The sequence below is a fragment of the Citromicrobium bathyomarinum genome (assembly GCA_001306305.2).
Taxonomy (GTDB): Bacteria; Pseudomonadota; Alphaproteobacteria; order Sphingomonadales; family Sphingomonadaceae; genus Alteriqipengyuania; species Alteriqipengyuania bathyomarina.
Window position 1 is genome coordinate 2651537 of sequence record CP155577.1, and the last position, 15737, is coordinate 2667273.

Genomic DNA, 15737 nt, shown 5'->3' on the forward strand with positions numbered 1-15737 from the left:
TTCCGGCGTTTTTATTCGGTCGGACTATTCGTCCTGTGTGGTGGCATCCTCCTCGGGGCCGTCCGGCAGCGCGTCCGCCGGGGCCATCCGCAGACCCGCGGTTTCGATCAGCGCCGCCGAGCCACCCGGGCTGTAGGCCTGCCATGTGAAGCCGTCGGCGCACGCGAAGTCTCTCGCCCCGGGCGCCATCTTTGCGAAGGCCACCCAGCAGCCGTTGACCGTGTCGGCGAGCGCGCGGTCGGCGGCGTCGGCGCGCTCCCCGCCCCAGCTCGACCGGTCGATCGAATCGAAGGTGAACATCAGCTCGGCCGAGTGGATCGGCCCTTCGCCCCATTCGCTCGCGCGGAAGGCGGGCGTGTGGTCGAAGCGGTAGAGGAAGGCCGGTGCGCCGGTGTCTCCCGCCAGCGCGGCGAGCGTGCGCGCGGCGGCAAAACCCTTCTCGCCCCTGTTGGTGCCAACCAGTACCGGCACGTCGGTTTCCTTGCCCGCCCGCAGTGCGGCGATGGTCGATGTCGGCTTGAAAGCCGGGTCCGGCGTGAAGAAGAAGCCCGCGCGCAGCGGCTCCGAAGCGGCGAAGGTCTGCGCGGAAATGCTGCGTAACTCGTCCGCTGTCACGTCCGGGCCGATGCCGATCGTCTCCAGCGCCTCGATCGCCATGCGCTCAGCATCCGCCTCCGGGCGGTCTGGCAGCAGCAGGCTGCCCGACTGCACGATTGCCTTGTCGAACAGGCCCTTCGCGGACGGCAGCGACAGCAGGTTGACGACGATCCCGCCCCCGGCCGACTGGCCAGCGACGGTCACCTGTTCGGCATCGCCGCCGAAGGCCGCGATATTGTCCCGCACCCATTCGAGCACGGCGACCGCATCCTGCAGCGCGTAATTGCCCTGCGGCTCATCCGGGTGCTGCGCATCGAGCGCGGGATGGACGAAGTTCGCCAGCGCCCCCAGGCGGTAATTGACGCTGACCGTGATGACGCCCTGCTGCGCGTTGGCCGTCCCGTCGTAAGAGCCGAGACTGCCCGCGCCGAGGAAGAACGCACCGCCGTGGAACCAGACCAGCACGGGCGCATCCTGTGCATTCTCCGGCGCGGTGATGGTGAGATAGAGGCAGTCTTCCGACTGGGCTCCGTTCACCCCGCCGAAATTCGCGACCGTGGTGTCGGTATCGACCGGCTGGGCGCAGGGCGGTTCGTGAGCGGTCGCTGCGCGAACACCCGCCCAAGGCTCCACCGGCTGCGGAGCGCGCCAGCGATTTTCTCCTGCCGGGGCAGCGGCATAGGGCACGCCTCGAAAAACCAGTACGCCGTTTTCGCGCGATCCCATGAGGGTGCCCGCGTCGACATCGACCTCCACACCGTCGATCGGGTCTGGCATTTGAGCGCCAAGAGCCTGCGGCACTAGGCCGGTGGCAACAACGGCCAAAGCCGCCAAAAACCGCGCCATTCTCCCCTCCACATCCTTATTTCCAACCGTCATAGCGCACCATTTACAATCTAACAACAAGCATATTCGAATATCGGGTACGATATCGAGACGGATTTTTTACAAGTCTGCACACGCCATGACGGCCACCCGCGGCATGCGCGGGCAGCGGAGCCACCGGGGCGCTGTCCTACACCTCGCCATTCGCGCTAGGACGGGCTGCACCGGATGGCCGGGGACCGGATTCGAAAGGCGCCCCCCCGGAAGGGGACGTTTTCTCCCCCTGGACAGTGTGTCAGGTGTGTCAGGCTGGCGAGCGGCGCGCAGCGCTCCTGCGGCTGGACACACCGATGATGATGGGAATATCCAAGCGACCATGGAACTGACCCGCGCCGAGCTGTTCGAACGAATATGGTCCGAACCCATTGGGTCGGTCGCCGCCCGCTATGGCCTGACCGGCAATGGCCTCGCCAAGATCTGCGACCGGCTCGACATTCCGCGCCCGCCGCGATCGCACTGGACCCGCAGCGCATCCGCGCGCGACCCGCGCCCCGACCTGCCCCCCGCCCCGATCGGCCTGAGCGAGACCTTCGCCCTCGGCCAACGGCAGCCGCGCAAGTCGCCCGGCACCCGCACACGCATGACTGCCGAGGAGCGGCGTCAGCACCTGATGGACACTGCCAGCGAGCTGGCGCTCAAGGAGGGGCTGTCGGCGGTGACGATCCGCGAGGTCGCGCGGCTTGCCGGGATCAGCGAAACCCAGGTGCACAACTGCTTCGGCGGGCGGACCGAGCTGCTGCTGGCGCTCGCGCGGCGCGAGATCGCGACCCAGGAAACCCAGCGGCGCAAGCGGATCGCGCGCGGCACGAACCATCAGACCCGGGTGATGCTCTCGACCATCGGATATCTGCACGAAGCTGCGCAGCGCGGGCCCTTGCTGCAAATGCTGCTGCGCACGCCCGAGGTCCGCGACGCGCTGAAGCCCGAATGGGTGGCGCAGAGCAATGCGGCGCGCGCGCCGATCCTCCAGCAGCTGGTCGGAAAGCGCAAGATGGACCTGCAGAGCGCGCGCGCATCGACCGCCGCACTGGCTGCGGTCAGCCTCAAGGCGGGCGGTATCGTGGCGAGCAGGCGCGCGCCCTTCGCGATGGTCGAGGAAATCTGCCTCACCGTGATCATGGCCGGGGTCCACAGCGGCGACACCCTCGCCGCGGAAGCCGACTAGGTTGCCGGGGCGACCGCGAACCCGTCTACCGAGGCGGTGACCAGCCGGCGGCAGGTCGCATGCGCGGTCTCGCGATCGATCTCCCCGCCGCGCACCAGACGCGCCAGCGCCTCGGGTATCCCGGCGGTGAGTTCGAGCAGGACGAACGCCTCGCGCGGCGCTAGGCTGAGCGCACGGCGCGTATCCTCGGCAACGCGCCGCAGCAGGCGGCGAAACTGCCGCTGGCTCTCCGCGCCGAGCGGACTGTCCTGATGCCGTTCGCGCAGGATCAGCTGCAGGATCGGACCGCTCTCGATCAGGTAGTCGAGATAGGCGGCATAGGCCGCGCTGGCACGTTCGCGATAGCCCGCCTCTGCGGAATCCAGCTCGGGCAGGATCCGCGCGGCAAGCCGGTCGAGGTGCTGCAGGAACAGCGCATCGATGATCGCAGGAACGCCGTCGAAATAGACGTAGAGGAGGCTGCGGCTGACCCCCACCCGGTCGGCCACCTCGCCGAGCGAGATGTTGAGTGTCCGGCCTTCGCGGATCAGCGTCTGCGCTGCGTCGAGCAGCTGCTGCTCGCGATCACCCTCTGCCGACATGGCTTCCATAGGCCCGCTGTGCCGCGCACTCACGAAATTGGCAAGGTCGCCACCCCCACTCTCCCACGCTTTATCACTATTGGTTTGACTGTCAGAGGTCGCCTCGTCACCCTGAACGCCAAGAGAGGGAGAACCGGGGTGAGCGAGGGTATCGGCAAGGGCATGACACGGCGCGGACTTATCAAGGCGGGATCGGCGGCGGGCGCGCTGGCAGTCACGGCCCCGGCGCTGGCCGCACGCCAGGCGACCGCCGCACCGGTTGCCGAGCCATCGGAGTGGCGCGAGATCACCCCCGCTTTGACCGCCTACATCGCCGGAGCGCGGGGGCACCGCATACCCGCCGCTATCCGAGAACGCGCGCGGCTCCACATTCTCGATACGCTGGCCGCGATCGTGGCCTGCCAGCCGCTCGAAGCGGCGAAGCTTGGGCGCAGCTATGCCGCTGCCATGTCGCCCCACGGGAAAAGCCCGATCCTCGCATCGCGCCAGACCGCCTCGCCCGTCGATGCAGTGTTCGCCTCGGCGATGACGGCGCACGCGGCGGAGATCAACGACTTCATCCCCTCTGCCTATGTCCAGCCGGGCCCCGCCATCGTGCCGGTTGCGCTGGAAGCGGCGCGCCAGAACGGACGCACCGGCGCGGAGCTGGTCGGCGCGGTGACCGCGGGGTACGAAATCGCGGGCCGGCTGCCCAAGGCGATCGGCACGCGCAACCTCTACCTCGCCGGGCTCGCCAACCATGGCGTTGCCCCCACCTTCGGGGCGGCGGCCGCTGCGGCCCCACTGATGGGCCTGTCGGCGGAACAGGTCGATCACATGCTCGCCTACTGTGCGCAGCAGGCGTCGGGGTCGTGGCAATGGCTGCTCGACGTGCGACACGTGGAGAAGGCCTTCGTCTTCGGGGGCATGGGCGCGCGCAACGGGATGCAGGCCGCGCAGATGGCGAAGCTGGGCTTCACCGGCGTGCCCGCCAGCTTCGACAACGAGAACGCCTGGTTCCGCTGGCGCGCGTTCCAGGGCGAAGGCGCGGACCATGCCTCGCTGGTCGAGGGCCTGCACGAGCATTACGAATTGTCGCTCTCAGCGATGAAACGCTATCCCGTAGGCGGGCCGACACAGCCCGCCGTCCGCGCTTTGCTCGACCTGCGGCAGACCGTGCGGCCCGACGAGGTGGAGAGCATCACCGTGGCCATGCCCGGCGAGGCGGCGACTTTCGAGCGCGCCAACATGCCTGCGCTCAACATCCCCTATCTCGCCGCGATCATCATGCTCGACGGACGGCTCGATTTCGTCTCCGCGCAATCGCTCGAGCGGCAGGAGAGCGACACGACGGCACAGGCCTTCGCACGCAAGGTCACGGTGGTGCGCGACGAGGCGCAGGAGACCGGCGAAGGCGAGGACCGCACCGAGAGTGCGCGGGTCACGCTGTTGCGCAAAGACGGGACGCGCGAGGAACGCTACGTGGCCTACGTCCCCGGCTTCCCCACCCACCCGCTGTCGAAAGCCGAGGTGGAAGTGAAGGCCCACGAACTGGTCGAGCCGGTGCTGGGCACGCGCAAGGCGGATCGCCTGGTCGCGCTATGCGATGGGCTGGACAGTGCCGAGAGCGTCGATCCGATCATCGATCTGATGCGCTTCGAGAGCGCCTGACGACGGACAAAAAAGGGGGGAGCACCACGCGGATGCTCCCCCAGTCGACATGAGAGGAAGCTTACTCGGCCGCTTCGGCCAGCGCTTCGCTCTTGCGGTACATCATGTGGTCGTAGTTGGTGCGGTAGAACATGTCCTTCACCTCCTCGTCGAACCCTTCGAGCGAGGCCTCGAACTTGCCGTAAGGGTCCTTCGTGCCTTCGGGGTGCGGATAGTCGCTCGAGAACAGGTAGAGCTCGGGCGCGGAATCGCGGATCATGTGGCCCACGTCCTCATTCGGGAACGGCGTGAAGCGGACCGCGCGCTTGAGGTACTCCGACGGCATCAGATCCATGTCCTTCAGGTACTGGTCGGTCTTGTTGAACGAGTACCAGCCGTGGTCGAGCATGCGCAGGAACTCGGGCACCCAGCCCGCCCCGCTCTCGATCACGCCGCCGCGCAGATCGGGGAAGCGCTGGAACACGCCATCATAGACCATCGCGGTGAGGAACTCCTGCGGCGCGTACCACAGGCACATGAAGTCCGGGAAACGCAGGTTCTCGCCCCCGCCGTGCAGATCCGCCGCGCGCTCACGCCCGTTGTTGCGGAACTTGGCCGGCTGGGTCTTCGTGCCGGGGCCGATGTGCAGCATGAAGGGTATCTTGTTGTCCTCAAGGTACTGCCAGAACGGATCGAAATCGGGGTGCCCGGGGCTCTTGTCGCCCGCCGGCCCTGCGCTGAACATCACTGCCTTCGCACCCGCGCTCACCGCGCGCTTCGCCTCGGCAAGGCCACGCTCGGGATCGTCGAGCGGAGTGAAGGCGACGCAATCCATGCGCGCGTCGGCATCGCAGAACTCCTGCTGCGCCTTGTTGAGCGCGGTGGCCGCAGCGTAGCGCTGGTCGTCGGTTTCCGCCTTGGTGATCGCGCCCAGCCCGAAGGTGGGGAACACCAACTGGCGTTCGAAGCCGAGCCAGTCGAGCGCTTCGACGCGTTCCTCCTTGTCGAACCCGCCATAGCCGAGCCAGCCCTTGGCGCCCTGGATCGGGTTCTCGAGCGCCTTGGCGCGCGCCTCGGGGTCGTTCTTGCGCGCCTTGGCGGCGTCGATCATCTTCACGATGCGGTCGCCGCCCTCGCGCTTCGAGTACACCTCCGAATACATCTCCTTGTACTCGCCTTCGAGATGGTCGGCGAGCCAGTCCTGCGTTTCCATCGTGTGCGAATCGGCGTCGTTCACGATCCGGCCCTTGGTATAGGTCATCAGCTTCTCCCTGCGTTGTCCCGAGCACATTGTCACACTAGTTGTTACGGTGTCAACAATGGTGAGCGGAAGCGCCTGCAAAGCGAAGTTTGGCACATTTCGCCGCAGCGGCTTGCTATCGCGGGCGCGGCTGAATATCCGGTATGGAAAACTTGGGGGAGGCTCAACATCGTCGATCTTGTCAAAATCCTTGCGCTCGAGCCGGTCGATGCCGCGACCTTCGAAGGGCGCTCCGGCCCGGCCATGGGCCCGCGCCTGTTCGGCGGCCACGCCATTGCGCAGGCGCTGCTCGCAGCATCGGCGGTGGAGGATGGCGCCCGCCTGCCCCACTCCCTGCATGCCCATTTCCTGAAGGCCGGATCGAGCGCGCATCCCGTGCGCTACACCGTCACCCAGCTATCTTCCGGGCGCAGCTTCGCGGTGCGCCGGGTCGATGGCTTTCAGGACGACCGGCTGATCTTCACCATGACCGTGTCGTTCCATGTTGAGGAGGCCGGCTTCGAGCACGCGGCACCAGCCCCCTTCCCGCTCGACATCGACGCCGCACTGGGTGGCCTGAAAGCCTGGCGCGCAGGCAATACTCAGGCGGCGAGCGCTCCGATCGTCGAGCGGTTGCAGAAGCGCCCGATCGAGATCGTCCCGATCGATCCGGGGCTGCTGTTCGGTTCCGAAGGACGCGAAGCGAAGACCGCGGTGTGGATGCGGATGCGCGAGCCGACCGGGGCGGACCCGCTGCTCCAGCGCGCGCTGCTTGGCTATGCGTCGGACATGATGTTCCTGCGCAACGCGCTGCTGCCGCATGGCATCCGGCCAGGGAGCGACACTATCCAGGCCGCCTCGCTCGACCATGCGGTGTGGTTTCACGCGACGCCCGATTTCGACAAGTGGCACCTGTTCGCCACCGAGAGCCCGTGGGCAGGCCACGCGCGGGGCCTCAATCGCGGGCATTTCTACGATCTCAATGGCCGGATGGTTGCCACCGTCGCGCAGGAGAGCCTGATGCGACCCAAAAGTGATGCACGAAAGGACTCTCAATGAGCACGTCCGAGCCCGCCCTCTTCACCTTCGTCAAACTGACGGTGGCGGATATCGACGCCGCGACCACCTTCTTCGAAAGCGGCTTCGGCCTGACCCATGCCGACACGGTCGACACACCGACCTTCCGCGAACACGTGATGACCGGCGCGAAGGGTTCGACGACGATCGTGCTGTTCCACTGGAAGGATGGCCGCGCGATCGACACCGGCAATGGCTACGGCCCGGTGGGCATGGTCTCGCGCGATCTCGATGCCGACCTGGCTCGCGCCCTCGCCGCGGGGGCGAAGCAGAAAGGCGAGACCGTTCAATTCGGCCCCGCCCGCATCGCCTTCGTTCGCACGCCCGAGGGCCACGAGATCGAGATCATGCAGATGGGCACAGCAGCCACCGCAGGCTGAGGAGGAGCGCGGCGTCCAAGGGCCGCGCTCCCCAATCGCCAGGCCCTACAGCCCGCGCCCCTCGGGCAGCAGCCGCTGGAGCAGTTCGCGCTCTTCCCCGTCCGGGTCCTGCACCACCTGCGGATCGAGATCGAAGATCATCGTCGCCCGGGTGCGCGTATCATAAGTCGGCCATTGCGGCAGCGCAGGCGTGTTCGGATTGCCGGTACGCGCGAAAGCGATCCACGCATCGGCCATCAGGTCCGCCATCCGCTGCGTCTCCGCCGTGTCGGGTCCGGTATAGCTGGTCGAGCGCGCGACATTGTCGAACACGAAGGCGATATCGAGCGCGTGCGGCGTCTCCAGCCGCCCACCCTCGACCGGGGTCTTCCAGTCGAGCCGGTACATGTAGACTGGCGCTGCCTGCGCGCTCTTGCGCTCCGCCTGCAACAGCGCGGTACCGCGATAATTGCGGAAGGTCGCGACCTGGAAGAACACGTCGCTGGGATCGTAGTCCGGGTGCGCCGCGCGCATACCCGTGATGACCTCATCGACATCGGCATCGCCGGTGAAGGCCTTCAGCTTCGCGGGCAGCTGCTCCCAAGTCAGCGTGAAGTTCTCCGGGCTGCCGAGGCCGCCCTGCAGCCGCATCTCGTTGTTGTTGGTGCCGACCAGCAGCGGGATGTCGGCGCTCACCGGGTTGGCATCGGGTGCGTAAGGCTGGCGGGTCAGCGATCGGCCATCCACCACCGGGCGATAGAACGCGCCGCGGCTGCGCGACTTCATCATTGCGGCGATGAAGTCCTCGATCGGCATGGCAGCAAGTTCTTCGACACTGGAGGCACCGGCGGTGGCCATCAGATCCTTCGCCAGCGGCGTACCCACGCGCGGGGTGAAGCCTGAGAGCGACATCGAACCCGACTGCGCAATGGCGCGCTGGAACAGCCCGCGCGCACCCTCCATCGCCATCAGCGTGGAGACCTTGGCGGCACCGCCGGACTCGCCGAAGATCGTGACGTTACCGGCATCGCCGCCGATCGCGTCCGCATGGTCACGCACCCATTCGAGCGCCCTGACGATATCGAGACTGCCCAAGTTGCCGCTATCGGCATATTTCGGATCGTCGGTCAGCCCGCCGAGATAGGAATAGCCCAGCGCGTTCAGCCGATGGTTGAGCGTGACCACGACCACGTCGCCCCGCTCGGCCAGTCGCGACCCGTCGTAGCCATTGCTCGAGCCGGAACCGGTGACGTAGCCGCCGCCGTGCAGCCAGACCATGATCGGGCGCTTCTTCCCGTCGCCGAGGCCGCGCGTCCACACGTTGAGGAACAGGCAGTCTTCGCTGGTGCCGACCGTGTTCGCCCACGAGGCGAATACGGGCACGTCGGGCGAAGGGATCTGCGGGCATTCGCTGCCGAACCGGGTGGCCTCCAGCGGCTGCGACCACGGCTGCGGGTCCGCCGCGCGCTGGAAGCGTCGCCCCTCGGTGGATGCCGCGTAGCGAACGCCGCGGAAGACGTTGACCGTGCCGCTTGCGCCTTCGCGCGAGCCGACCACCGGGCCGTAACTGGTCCGAAGGAGCGGCGCGTTATTGGCCTGCGCAGCGGGCGCGTCTGCCCCCGTGGTCGCGCAGGCCGACAGCCCGAGCGCGGCGGCGGTGGCAAGGCCCGCCCAAAGTTTGCGGATCGTCATTCCCCTCTCCCTCTTGTCTCAATCTTGCGAGTAATACGGCAGCGCGGTCAGGTCGGAGGCGCGCACGCCGCGCGCCCAGGCCGCGCGCCCGACCACGAATTGCTCTTCGGGCGCATCGGTCGGCTCCAGGCCCGACGCGCGGTAGGCCGCACGCATCGCGGCGCGCGCCCTGGCATCGAGCACGGGGATCGCTCCGTCCGGCGCGTGGGGATCATGCGGAAGCAGCCCGCCATTGCCGCCCGAGAGCCACTGATAATAGCGGTTGTGCTGCCACGGATGCCCGCCCGCGCGGATGACCGGAGCCTGCATCGCGAAGAAGTGCGACAGCGCAGGCTGTATCTGCCGGGCCAGCGCATCGACCTGCGCCATGTCGCCTGCGGCAGAGGCGGCGAGCCAGCGGTTGCCGATTGGCTGCGCAGGGGTCTGCACTGCTTCGGCATTCCATTGCCCGCTCCAGTTGATGTCGAAATGACGCGCCAGCAGCGGCAGGAAATCGAGATTGACCGGCCCCATCGACAGCCGGTCGCCCAGCCGCTGGCAGAGCTGCATGGTGGATGTCAGCGAGACCGGTTGCGAGATCTTCACCGCCACCACGTTGTCGAGGTCGGCAATCCGGTCGTACACGTCGAGCGGCTGGCCTGCTGGGCCAAGCGCCGGAAACGCGCGCCGCCCGGTTGCGGCATAGAGCATGACCGGAAGCTGCGTGGCGGTGATCCGCTGCGCCATCAGATCGTGCAGCTGGGCCGCGCTGCTATCGGCTGGAAAAGTCGAGGCGAGCAGCACCAGCTGTGTCCCCAGTTCCTCCAGCGCGCCAAGCAGGCGGAGGTCCGACTCCACCTTGCCGCTGGCGATGATGCCGTGGACCGGCAGATCATCGCCCGCCTCGTCGATCAGGATGCGATGGAACTGCATCCACCGTGGATCGCCGGGGAGCGTCCAGTTGATCATCGGCAGCGTGCCCGAGAACCCCTGCGCGATCGCATGGCGCACATCGTGGCGGATCGCGTCCTCGTCCAGCGTGCGCCCGTCCTCGCGGAAGGTCGGCAGGAACAGGTTCATCAACCCGCGCAGATGCGCCTTCGCCCACACCCGCTGGGGCGAATCCGCTCTGGGCGCGAGCCGGTCGCCAGCCGGATGCTGCGCACGCAAGGTCGACGCCGCCATCAGCGCAGCCGCCCCTGCAAGCGCGCTTCGCCGCGTGATGCGCAATCGCTCCAAATCCCGCCTCTCCCACTCATCGAACCGCACACATCAAGGAACCCGGCATTTGAACGAAAACCATTCGCCCACCTTAACCGGACCTCATAGGCATACCGCATTTACGAAAAGGGCTTAACACGCAAGTTCAATTGGTTCTAGTGTCAGCGCAAACGACAAAGGGAGACTCGGGGATGATGACGCGGCGACAGACACTCGGATCGGCACTCGCGCTCGGCGCTACCGCCATGGCGCGGCCAGCATTCGCGGCGGGCATGTTCCCGATCGTGGAGACGGCGCAGGGCAAGCTGCGCGGGCTGGAATCGGGCGGGGTCTCGATCTTCCGGGGCGTGAGCTATGCTGCCGACACGAGCGGCGCGAACCGCTTCATGCCGCCGCAGCCGGTCGAACCATGGGCGGGCGTGCGCGATGCGCTGCACTGGACCGACGTCGCCCCGCAGATCCCGGGCGACCGCCGCCATACCTATGCCGACCTGATCATGGTCGATCGCAATCCCTCGGGCATGGGGGAGGACAACCTGTCGCTCAACCTGTGGTCGCCCGGGCTCGATCCCAATGCGAAGAAGCCGGTGATCGTCGTGCTGCACGGGGGCGGGTTCTACTCCGGCTCGGGCAACTCGGTCGGCATGGACGGAGAAGCGATGGCGCGCTTCACCGACAGCGTGGTGATCGCGATCAACCATCGCCTCGGCGCGTTCGGCTTCCTCCACCTCGCCGAGTTCGGCGGCGAGGAGTTCGCCACTTCGGGCACGGTGGGGATGCAGGACATCGTCGCCGCGCTGGGCTGGGTGCGCGAGAACGTGGCAGCCTTCGGCGGCGATCCAAGCCGCGTGCTGGTCTACGGCCAGTCGGGCGGCGGCGCGAAGACGAGCGTGCTGATGGCGATGCCCGGCGGCAAGGGCCTGTTCCACCGCGCGGGCGTGATGAGCGGCTCGGCGCTGCGGATGATGCCGCCCGAAATGGCGAGCGCGACCGCGAAACGGCTGATGGACGCGCTGGAGATAGCACCCGCCGACTTCCGCAAGCTGCAGGAGGTGCCGTGGACCGTCCTCCTCGAAACGCAGGCCAAGCTGGAGGCCGCCGACCGCGCCAAGGGCGAAGCGCCGCGATCCTTCGCGCCCGTCGTCGACGGGATCGCCCTGCCCCGCCACCCGTGGGACCCGGACGCGCCCGATGTATCCAGTGACGTGCCGATGATTGTGTCCTCCGTACTCGACGAGCGCGCCTACCGCATGGGCGACTTCGCGATGGACGAGGCGCGCCTGACGCAGTTCGCCCGTAAGCACCTGGGTGACAGGGCCGCCGAAGCGGTCGCCGCCTATCGGGCCGAAGACCCGGACGCCCCGCCCTTCCTGCTCGCCGCGCGGCTCGAATCCGACCTCACCTTCCGCAAGTCGGCCTTCGCGCAGGCCGAACTCAAGGCGAAGCAGGGCGGCGCGCCGGTCTGGACCTATCTGTGGACCCAGCCGAGCCCGGCGGCGGACGGCCGCTTCGGCGCGGTCCACGGGATCGACGTCGCGCCCAGCCTGTACAACACGCGCGGCGCGCTCAACGGATCGAGCAAGGAGGCCAACACGCTCGCCGCAGCCATCGCGTCGAGCTGGGCCGCGTTCGCTGCCAATGGCGACCCGAACAACGAGCGCATTCCCGAATGGAAGCCCTACTCCCCGCCCGAGCGCACGACGCTGATCTTCGACGAAGACCTCCGGGTGGAGAGCGATCCGCGCGCCAGCTTCCGCCAATACTGGAAGCCCTGAAGCCCTTAGCCTGACACACCTGACACACTGTCCAGGGGAGAGAAAACTGCCTCTCCCCACGGGCAGGCCCGGGAACCCTGGCGGAATGTCAAAGGGCAGTTTCGGCTCTAGCGCGACGAGGCGATGTAGGACAGCGTCCCACCCCGCCCGGAGGCAAACTAGCCGGCCTCGATCGTCAGGCCATCATGCTGGACTGCGCTCACGAAGCGCATCGACGACGCCGGGATCGGCGAGGGTCGAGATGTCGCCAATCTGATCGGGCTGCCCCTCGGCGATTTTTCTGAGAACCCGGCGCATGATCTTGCCCGAACGCGTCTTGGGCAGGTCGGGCGCGAACTGAATGACGTCGGGCGTGGCGAACGGTCCGATCTCGCTGCGCACCAGATCGCGCAGTTCCTGGCGCAGGGCATCGCTGCCCTCCTCCCCGGCCTTCAGTGTCACGAAGGCATGGATGCCCTGCCCCTTGATATCATGCGGCATTCCCACGACGGCGGCCTCTGCCACCAGCACATGCTCGTCGAGCGCGTTTTCGACTTCGGCGGTGCCCATGCGGTGCCCCGACACGTTGATGACATCGTCGACCCGGCCGGTGATCCAGTAATAGCCATCCTCGTCGCGCCGTGCGCCGTCGCCGGTGAAATAGGTGCCGGGGAAGGTGCTGAAATAGGTCTGGAAGAAGCGATCGTGATCACCGAAGATGGTGCGCATCTGGCCCGGCCAGCTGCGGGTGAGGACCAGATTGCCCTCCGTCGCTCCAGCCAGCACATGCCCTTCGCCATCGACCAGTTCGGGGTGGACGCCGGGAAGTGGCAGGGTCGCGCTGCCAGGCTTGGTCTCGGTCGCTCCGGGGACCGGCGCGATCAGCGCCCCACCGGTTTCGGTCTGCCACCAGGTATCGACGATCGGGCACTCCCCGCGCCCGACGATGTCATGATACCATTCCCACGCTTCATGATTGATCGGTTCGCCCACCGTGCCCAGCAGACGGATCGAGGACAGGTCATGGCGGATCACCCACCGGTCGCCCTGCCGCATCAGCGCGCGGATTGCGGTCGGCGCGGTATAGAAGATCGTCACGCCGAGGCGCTGGCTCGTCTCCCACAAACGGCCGGGATCGGGATAGTTGGGCACACCGTCGAACATGACCGTGCGCGCGCCGTTGGAGAGTGGGCCATAGACGACATAGGTGTGCCCGGTGATCCAGCCGACATCGGCGGTGCACCAGAACAGATCGTCGGCGACATCCTTACCTTCCTCAGGGCCGAACAGCAGATCATAGGTCAGCGTCGACCACAGCAGATACCCGCCGGTTGTGTGCAGCACGCCCTTGGGCTTGCCGGTCGAGCCGGAGGTGTAGAGGATGAACAGCGGATCTTCGGCGTTCATCGCTTCGGGCGGGCATTCGTCGGAAACGTTCGAACACGCATCCTCCCACCAGATGTCGCGCCCCTCGCGCATCGCCACGTCGCCACCCGTCCGCTGCATGACGATGACCGTATCGACGCCGCTCGCCCGCTCCAGCGCGCTATCGACATTGGCTTTGAGCGGAATACGCTTGCCACCGCGCGTGCCTTCGTCGGCGGTGACGACCAAGGTGGCACCGCAATCGGCGATCCGGTCGGCCAGGCTGTCGGGCGAGAAGCCGCCGAAGACGACCGAATGGACCGCGCCAATCCGGGCGCAGGCGAGCATCGCAATCGCCGCTTCGGGCACCATCGGCATGTAAAGGATCACCCGATCGCCCTTGCCGATCCCGCTGGCTTTCAGAACATTGGCGAAGCGGCAGACCTGCCCGTGCAACTCCCGATAGGTGAGCGTGCGCCCTTCCCCCGGCTCGTCGCCTTCGAACACGATCGCGGGCTGGTCGCCGCGCGTATCGAGGTGGCGGTCGAGGCAATTGACCGAGACGTTCAGCGCGCCATCGGCAAACCAGCGAATGCCGAAATCGGCCTTGTCGAAGCTGCTCTCGTCCGCCTTCGTCGGGAAGACGCTCCAGTCGAGCCGGTGCGCTTCGTTCAGCCAGAAGGCGTCCGCATCGCTGTCGATCGATGCCTGCATGGCGCGAAGCCTGTCTGCCTTGTGCAACATGGTGATTTCTCTCTCCCCATAGGTCCGGCTTCGCGCGAGGAAGCGTCGGCCCGTTCCATTATCGAGGCTGAACATGCCGCCTCGCCCTTCCACCACATCAAGGATAAGCTGCGTGTGTTTCCACGCCGCGAATTGCGCCGCGCCGATATAGACCGGCGTGGTGCCGATCGTGCCCAGCAGCACGTCCGACCCGCCGAGGCGGAACTCATCGCGCGGATAGACCATCGGGCTTGAGCCGTCACAGCACCCGCCCGACTGGTGGATCAGCACGGGGCCGTGACGTTCGATGATCTGGCCCAGCAGGGCCGTGGCCGCGTCGGTGGCGATCACGCGGCGGACCACGCGGTCCTCCGGCGCGGCGGCGCTCGTCATTGGGTCATGTCGAGGACGACGCGCCCTTCGATCTGGCCCTGCCGCATCCGGTCGAACACCGCATTGATGTCGTCCAGACCGGCGGTCGAAATCGTCGCCTTGACCTTGCCATCGGCGGCGAAGTCGAGCGATTCCTGAAGGTCCAGCCGCGTGCCCACGATCGAGCCGCGCACGGTGATGCCGTTCAGCACCATGCCGAAGATGTTGAGCGGGAAATCGCCCGGCGGCAACCCGTTGAGCGCCACGGTGCCGCCGCGCCCGATCATGCCGACCGCCTGCTCGAACGCTTTTTCGCTCACCGCCGTCACCAGCGCGCCGCGCGCACCGCCGCCGGTCAGCCGCTTGACCACCGCCGCAGGGTCCGCCTCGGTGCGGGCGTTGACCGTCTCCACCGCGCCGAGCCTGCGGGCAAGGTCGAGCTTGGCATCGTCGACATCCACCGCGACCACGTTAAGCCCCATCGCGACCGCATACTGCACTGCCATGTGGCCCAGCCCGCCGATACCGGAGATCACCACCGCATCGCCCGGCTTGGTCTCGGTCATCTTCAGGCCCTTGTAGACCGTCACGCCCGCGCACAGCACCGGCGCGATCTCGTTGAAGCCGACATTGTCGGGCAGGTGGCCGACATAGTTGGGGTCGGCCAGAACATAGTCAGCGAACCCGCCGTTGACCGAATAGCCGGTGTTGAGCTGGCTCTCGCACAGCGTCTCCCACCCGCCGAGGCAGTGGGTGCAGTGGCCGCAGGCGGTGTAGAGCCAGGGCACGCCGACCCGGTCGCCTTCCTTCACATGGGTGACGCCCTTGCCCACGGCAGAGACGAAACCCACGCCTTCATGGCCCGGAATGAACGGCGGCTCGGGCTTCACCGGCCAATCGCCTTCGGCGGCATGCAGATCGGTGTGGCACACGCCCGAGGCCTGAATGGCGACCTGGATCATGCCCGGCGCAACTTCGGGCACCGGCACTTCCTCGATCCGCAGCGGTTCGCCAAAGGCGCGGACGACCGCGGCTTTCATGGTCTTGCTCATGGCAATTCTCCTGAGTCTTCACTTTCTGGAGGGCGCTGCGAAGGGC

At 67.1% G+C, this 15737-nt stretch carries 12 protein-coding genes; 5 read left to right on the plus strand and 7 right to left on the minus strand.

What is annotated here, in order from left to right; all coding sequences use genetic code 11:
• Window positions 1–24: 24 nt before the first annotated feature.
• Window positions 25–1374: a carboxylesterase family protein gene (locus VO57_013235; protein ID XBL69084.1), complete on the minus strand. Its 1350-nt coding sequence runs from the start codon at window positions 1372–1374 to the stop codon at window positions 25–27.
• A 424-nt stretch (window positions 1375–1798) separates the two neighbouring features.
• Here VO57_013235 and VO57_013240 point away from each other — a divergent pair, with 424 nt between their 5' ends.
• Window positions 1799–2647: a TetR family transcriptional regulator gene (locus tag VO57_013240; protein ID XBL69085.1), complete on the plus strand. Its 849-nt coding sequence runs from the start codon at window positions 1799–1801 to the stop codon at window positions 2645–2647.
• Here the strand turns inward: VO57_013240 and VO57_013245 are convergent.
• Window positions 2644–3237: a TetR/AcrR family transcriptional regulator gene (locus VO57_013245; GenBank protein XBL69086.1), complete on the minus strand. Its 594-nt coding sequence runs from the start codon at window positions 3235–3237 to the stop codon at window positions 2644–2646. The two genes, VO57_013240 and VO57_013245, sit on opposite strands and share 4 nt — an antisense overlap.
• A gap of 129 nt (window positions 3238–3366) precedes the next feature.
• On the opposite strand from VO57_013245, the gene VO57_013250 reads away from it, so the two are divergent.
• Window positions 3367–4878, plus strand: a complete 1512-nt coding sequence (locus tag VO57_013250) for an MmgE/PrpD family protein (GenBank protein ID XBL69087.1) — start codon at window positions 3367–3369, stop codon at window positions 4876–4878.
• Between the two features lie 61 nt (window positions 4879–4939).
• On the opposite strand, the gene VO57_013255 is transcribed toward VO57_013250, so the two are convergent.
• On the minus strand, window positions 4940–6118 hold the full coding sequence (locus tag VO57_013255) for an amidohydrolase family protein (protein ID XBL69088.1): 1179 nt from the start codon (window positions 6116–6118) through the stop codon (window positions 4940–4942).
• 243 nt (window positions 6119–6361) lie between these two features.
• On the opposite strand from VO57_013255, the gene VO57_013260 reads away from it, so the two are divergent.
• Window positions 6362–7156, plus strand: coding sequence for an acyl-CoA thioesterase domain-containing protein (locus tag VO57_013260; GenBank protein ID XBL69089.1), 795 nt, complete (start codon window positions 6362–6364; stop codon window positions 7154–7156).
• A complete protein-coding gene (locus VO57_013265; protein XBL69090.1) occupies window positions 7153–7554 on the plus strand; it encodes a VOC family protein in 402 nt (133 codons plus the stop codon). Before VO57_013260 ends, VO57_013265 begins: the two co-directional genes overlap by 4 nt.
• 45 nt (window positions 7555–7599) lie before the next feature.
• Here the strand turns inward: VO57_013265 and VO57_013270 are convergent, their stop codons facing one another.
• Entirely contained in the window at window positions 7600–9225 is a 1626-nt protein-coding gene (locus tag VO57_013270) for a carboxylesterase family protein (GenBank protein XBL69091.1), read from the minus strand.
• Between the two features lie 18 nt (window positions 9226–9243).
• Window positions 9244–10389 (minus strand): dihydrodipicolinate synthase, encoded by a 1146-nt coding sequence (locus tag VO57_013275; GenBank protein ID XBL69092.1) that lies wholly within the window; start codon window positions 10387–10389, stop codon window positions 9244–9246.
• A 227-nt stretch (window positions 10390–10616) separates the two neighbouring features.
• Between VO57_013275 and VO57_013280 the strand changes: the two genes are divergently transcribed.
• Window positions 10617–12200: a carboxylesterase family protein gene (locus tag VO57_013280; GenBank protein XBL69093.1), complete on the plus strand. Its 1584-nt coding sequence runs from the start codon at window positions 10617–10619 to the stop codon at window positions 12198–12200.
• A 183-nt stretch (window positions 12201–12383) separates the two neighbouring features.
• Here the strand turns inward: VO57_013280 and acs are convergent, their stop codons facing one another.
• Window positions 12384–14660: an acetate--CoA ligase gene (acs, locus tag VO57_013285; GenBank protein XBL69094.1), complete on the minus strand. Its 2277-nt coding sequence runs from the start codon at window positions 14658–14660 to the stop codon at window positions 12384–12386.
• On the minus strand, window positions 14657–15691 hold the full coding sequence (adhP, locus tag VO57_013290; GenBank protein ID XBL69095.1) for an alcohol dehydrogenase AdhP: 1035 nt from the start codon (window positions 15689–15691) through the stop codon (window positions 14657–14659). Before adhP ends, acs begins: the two co-directional genes overlap by 4 nt.
• Between the last annotated feature and the right edge of the window lie 46 nt (window positions 15692–15737).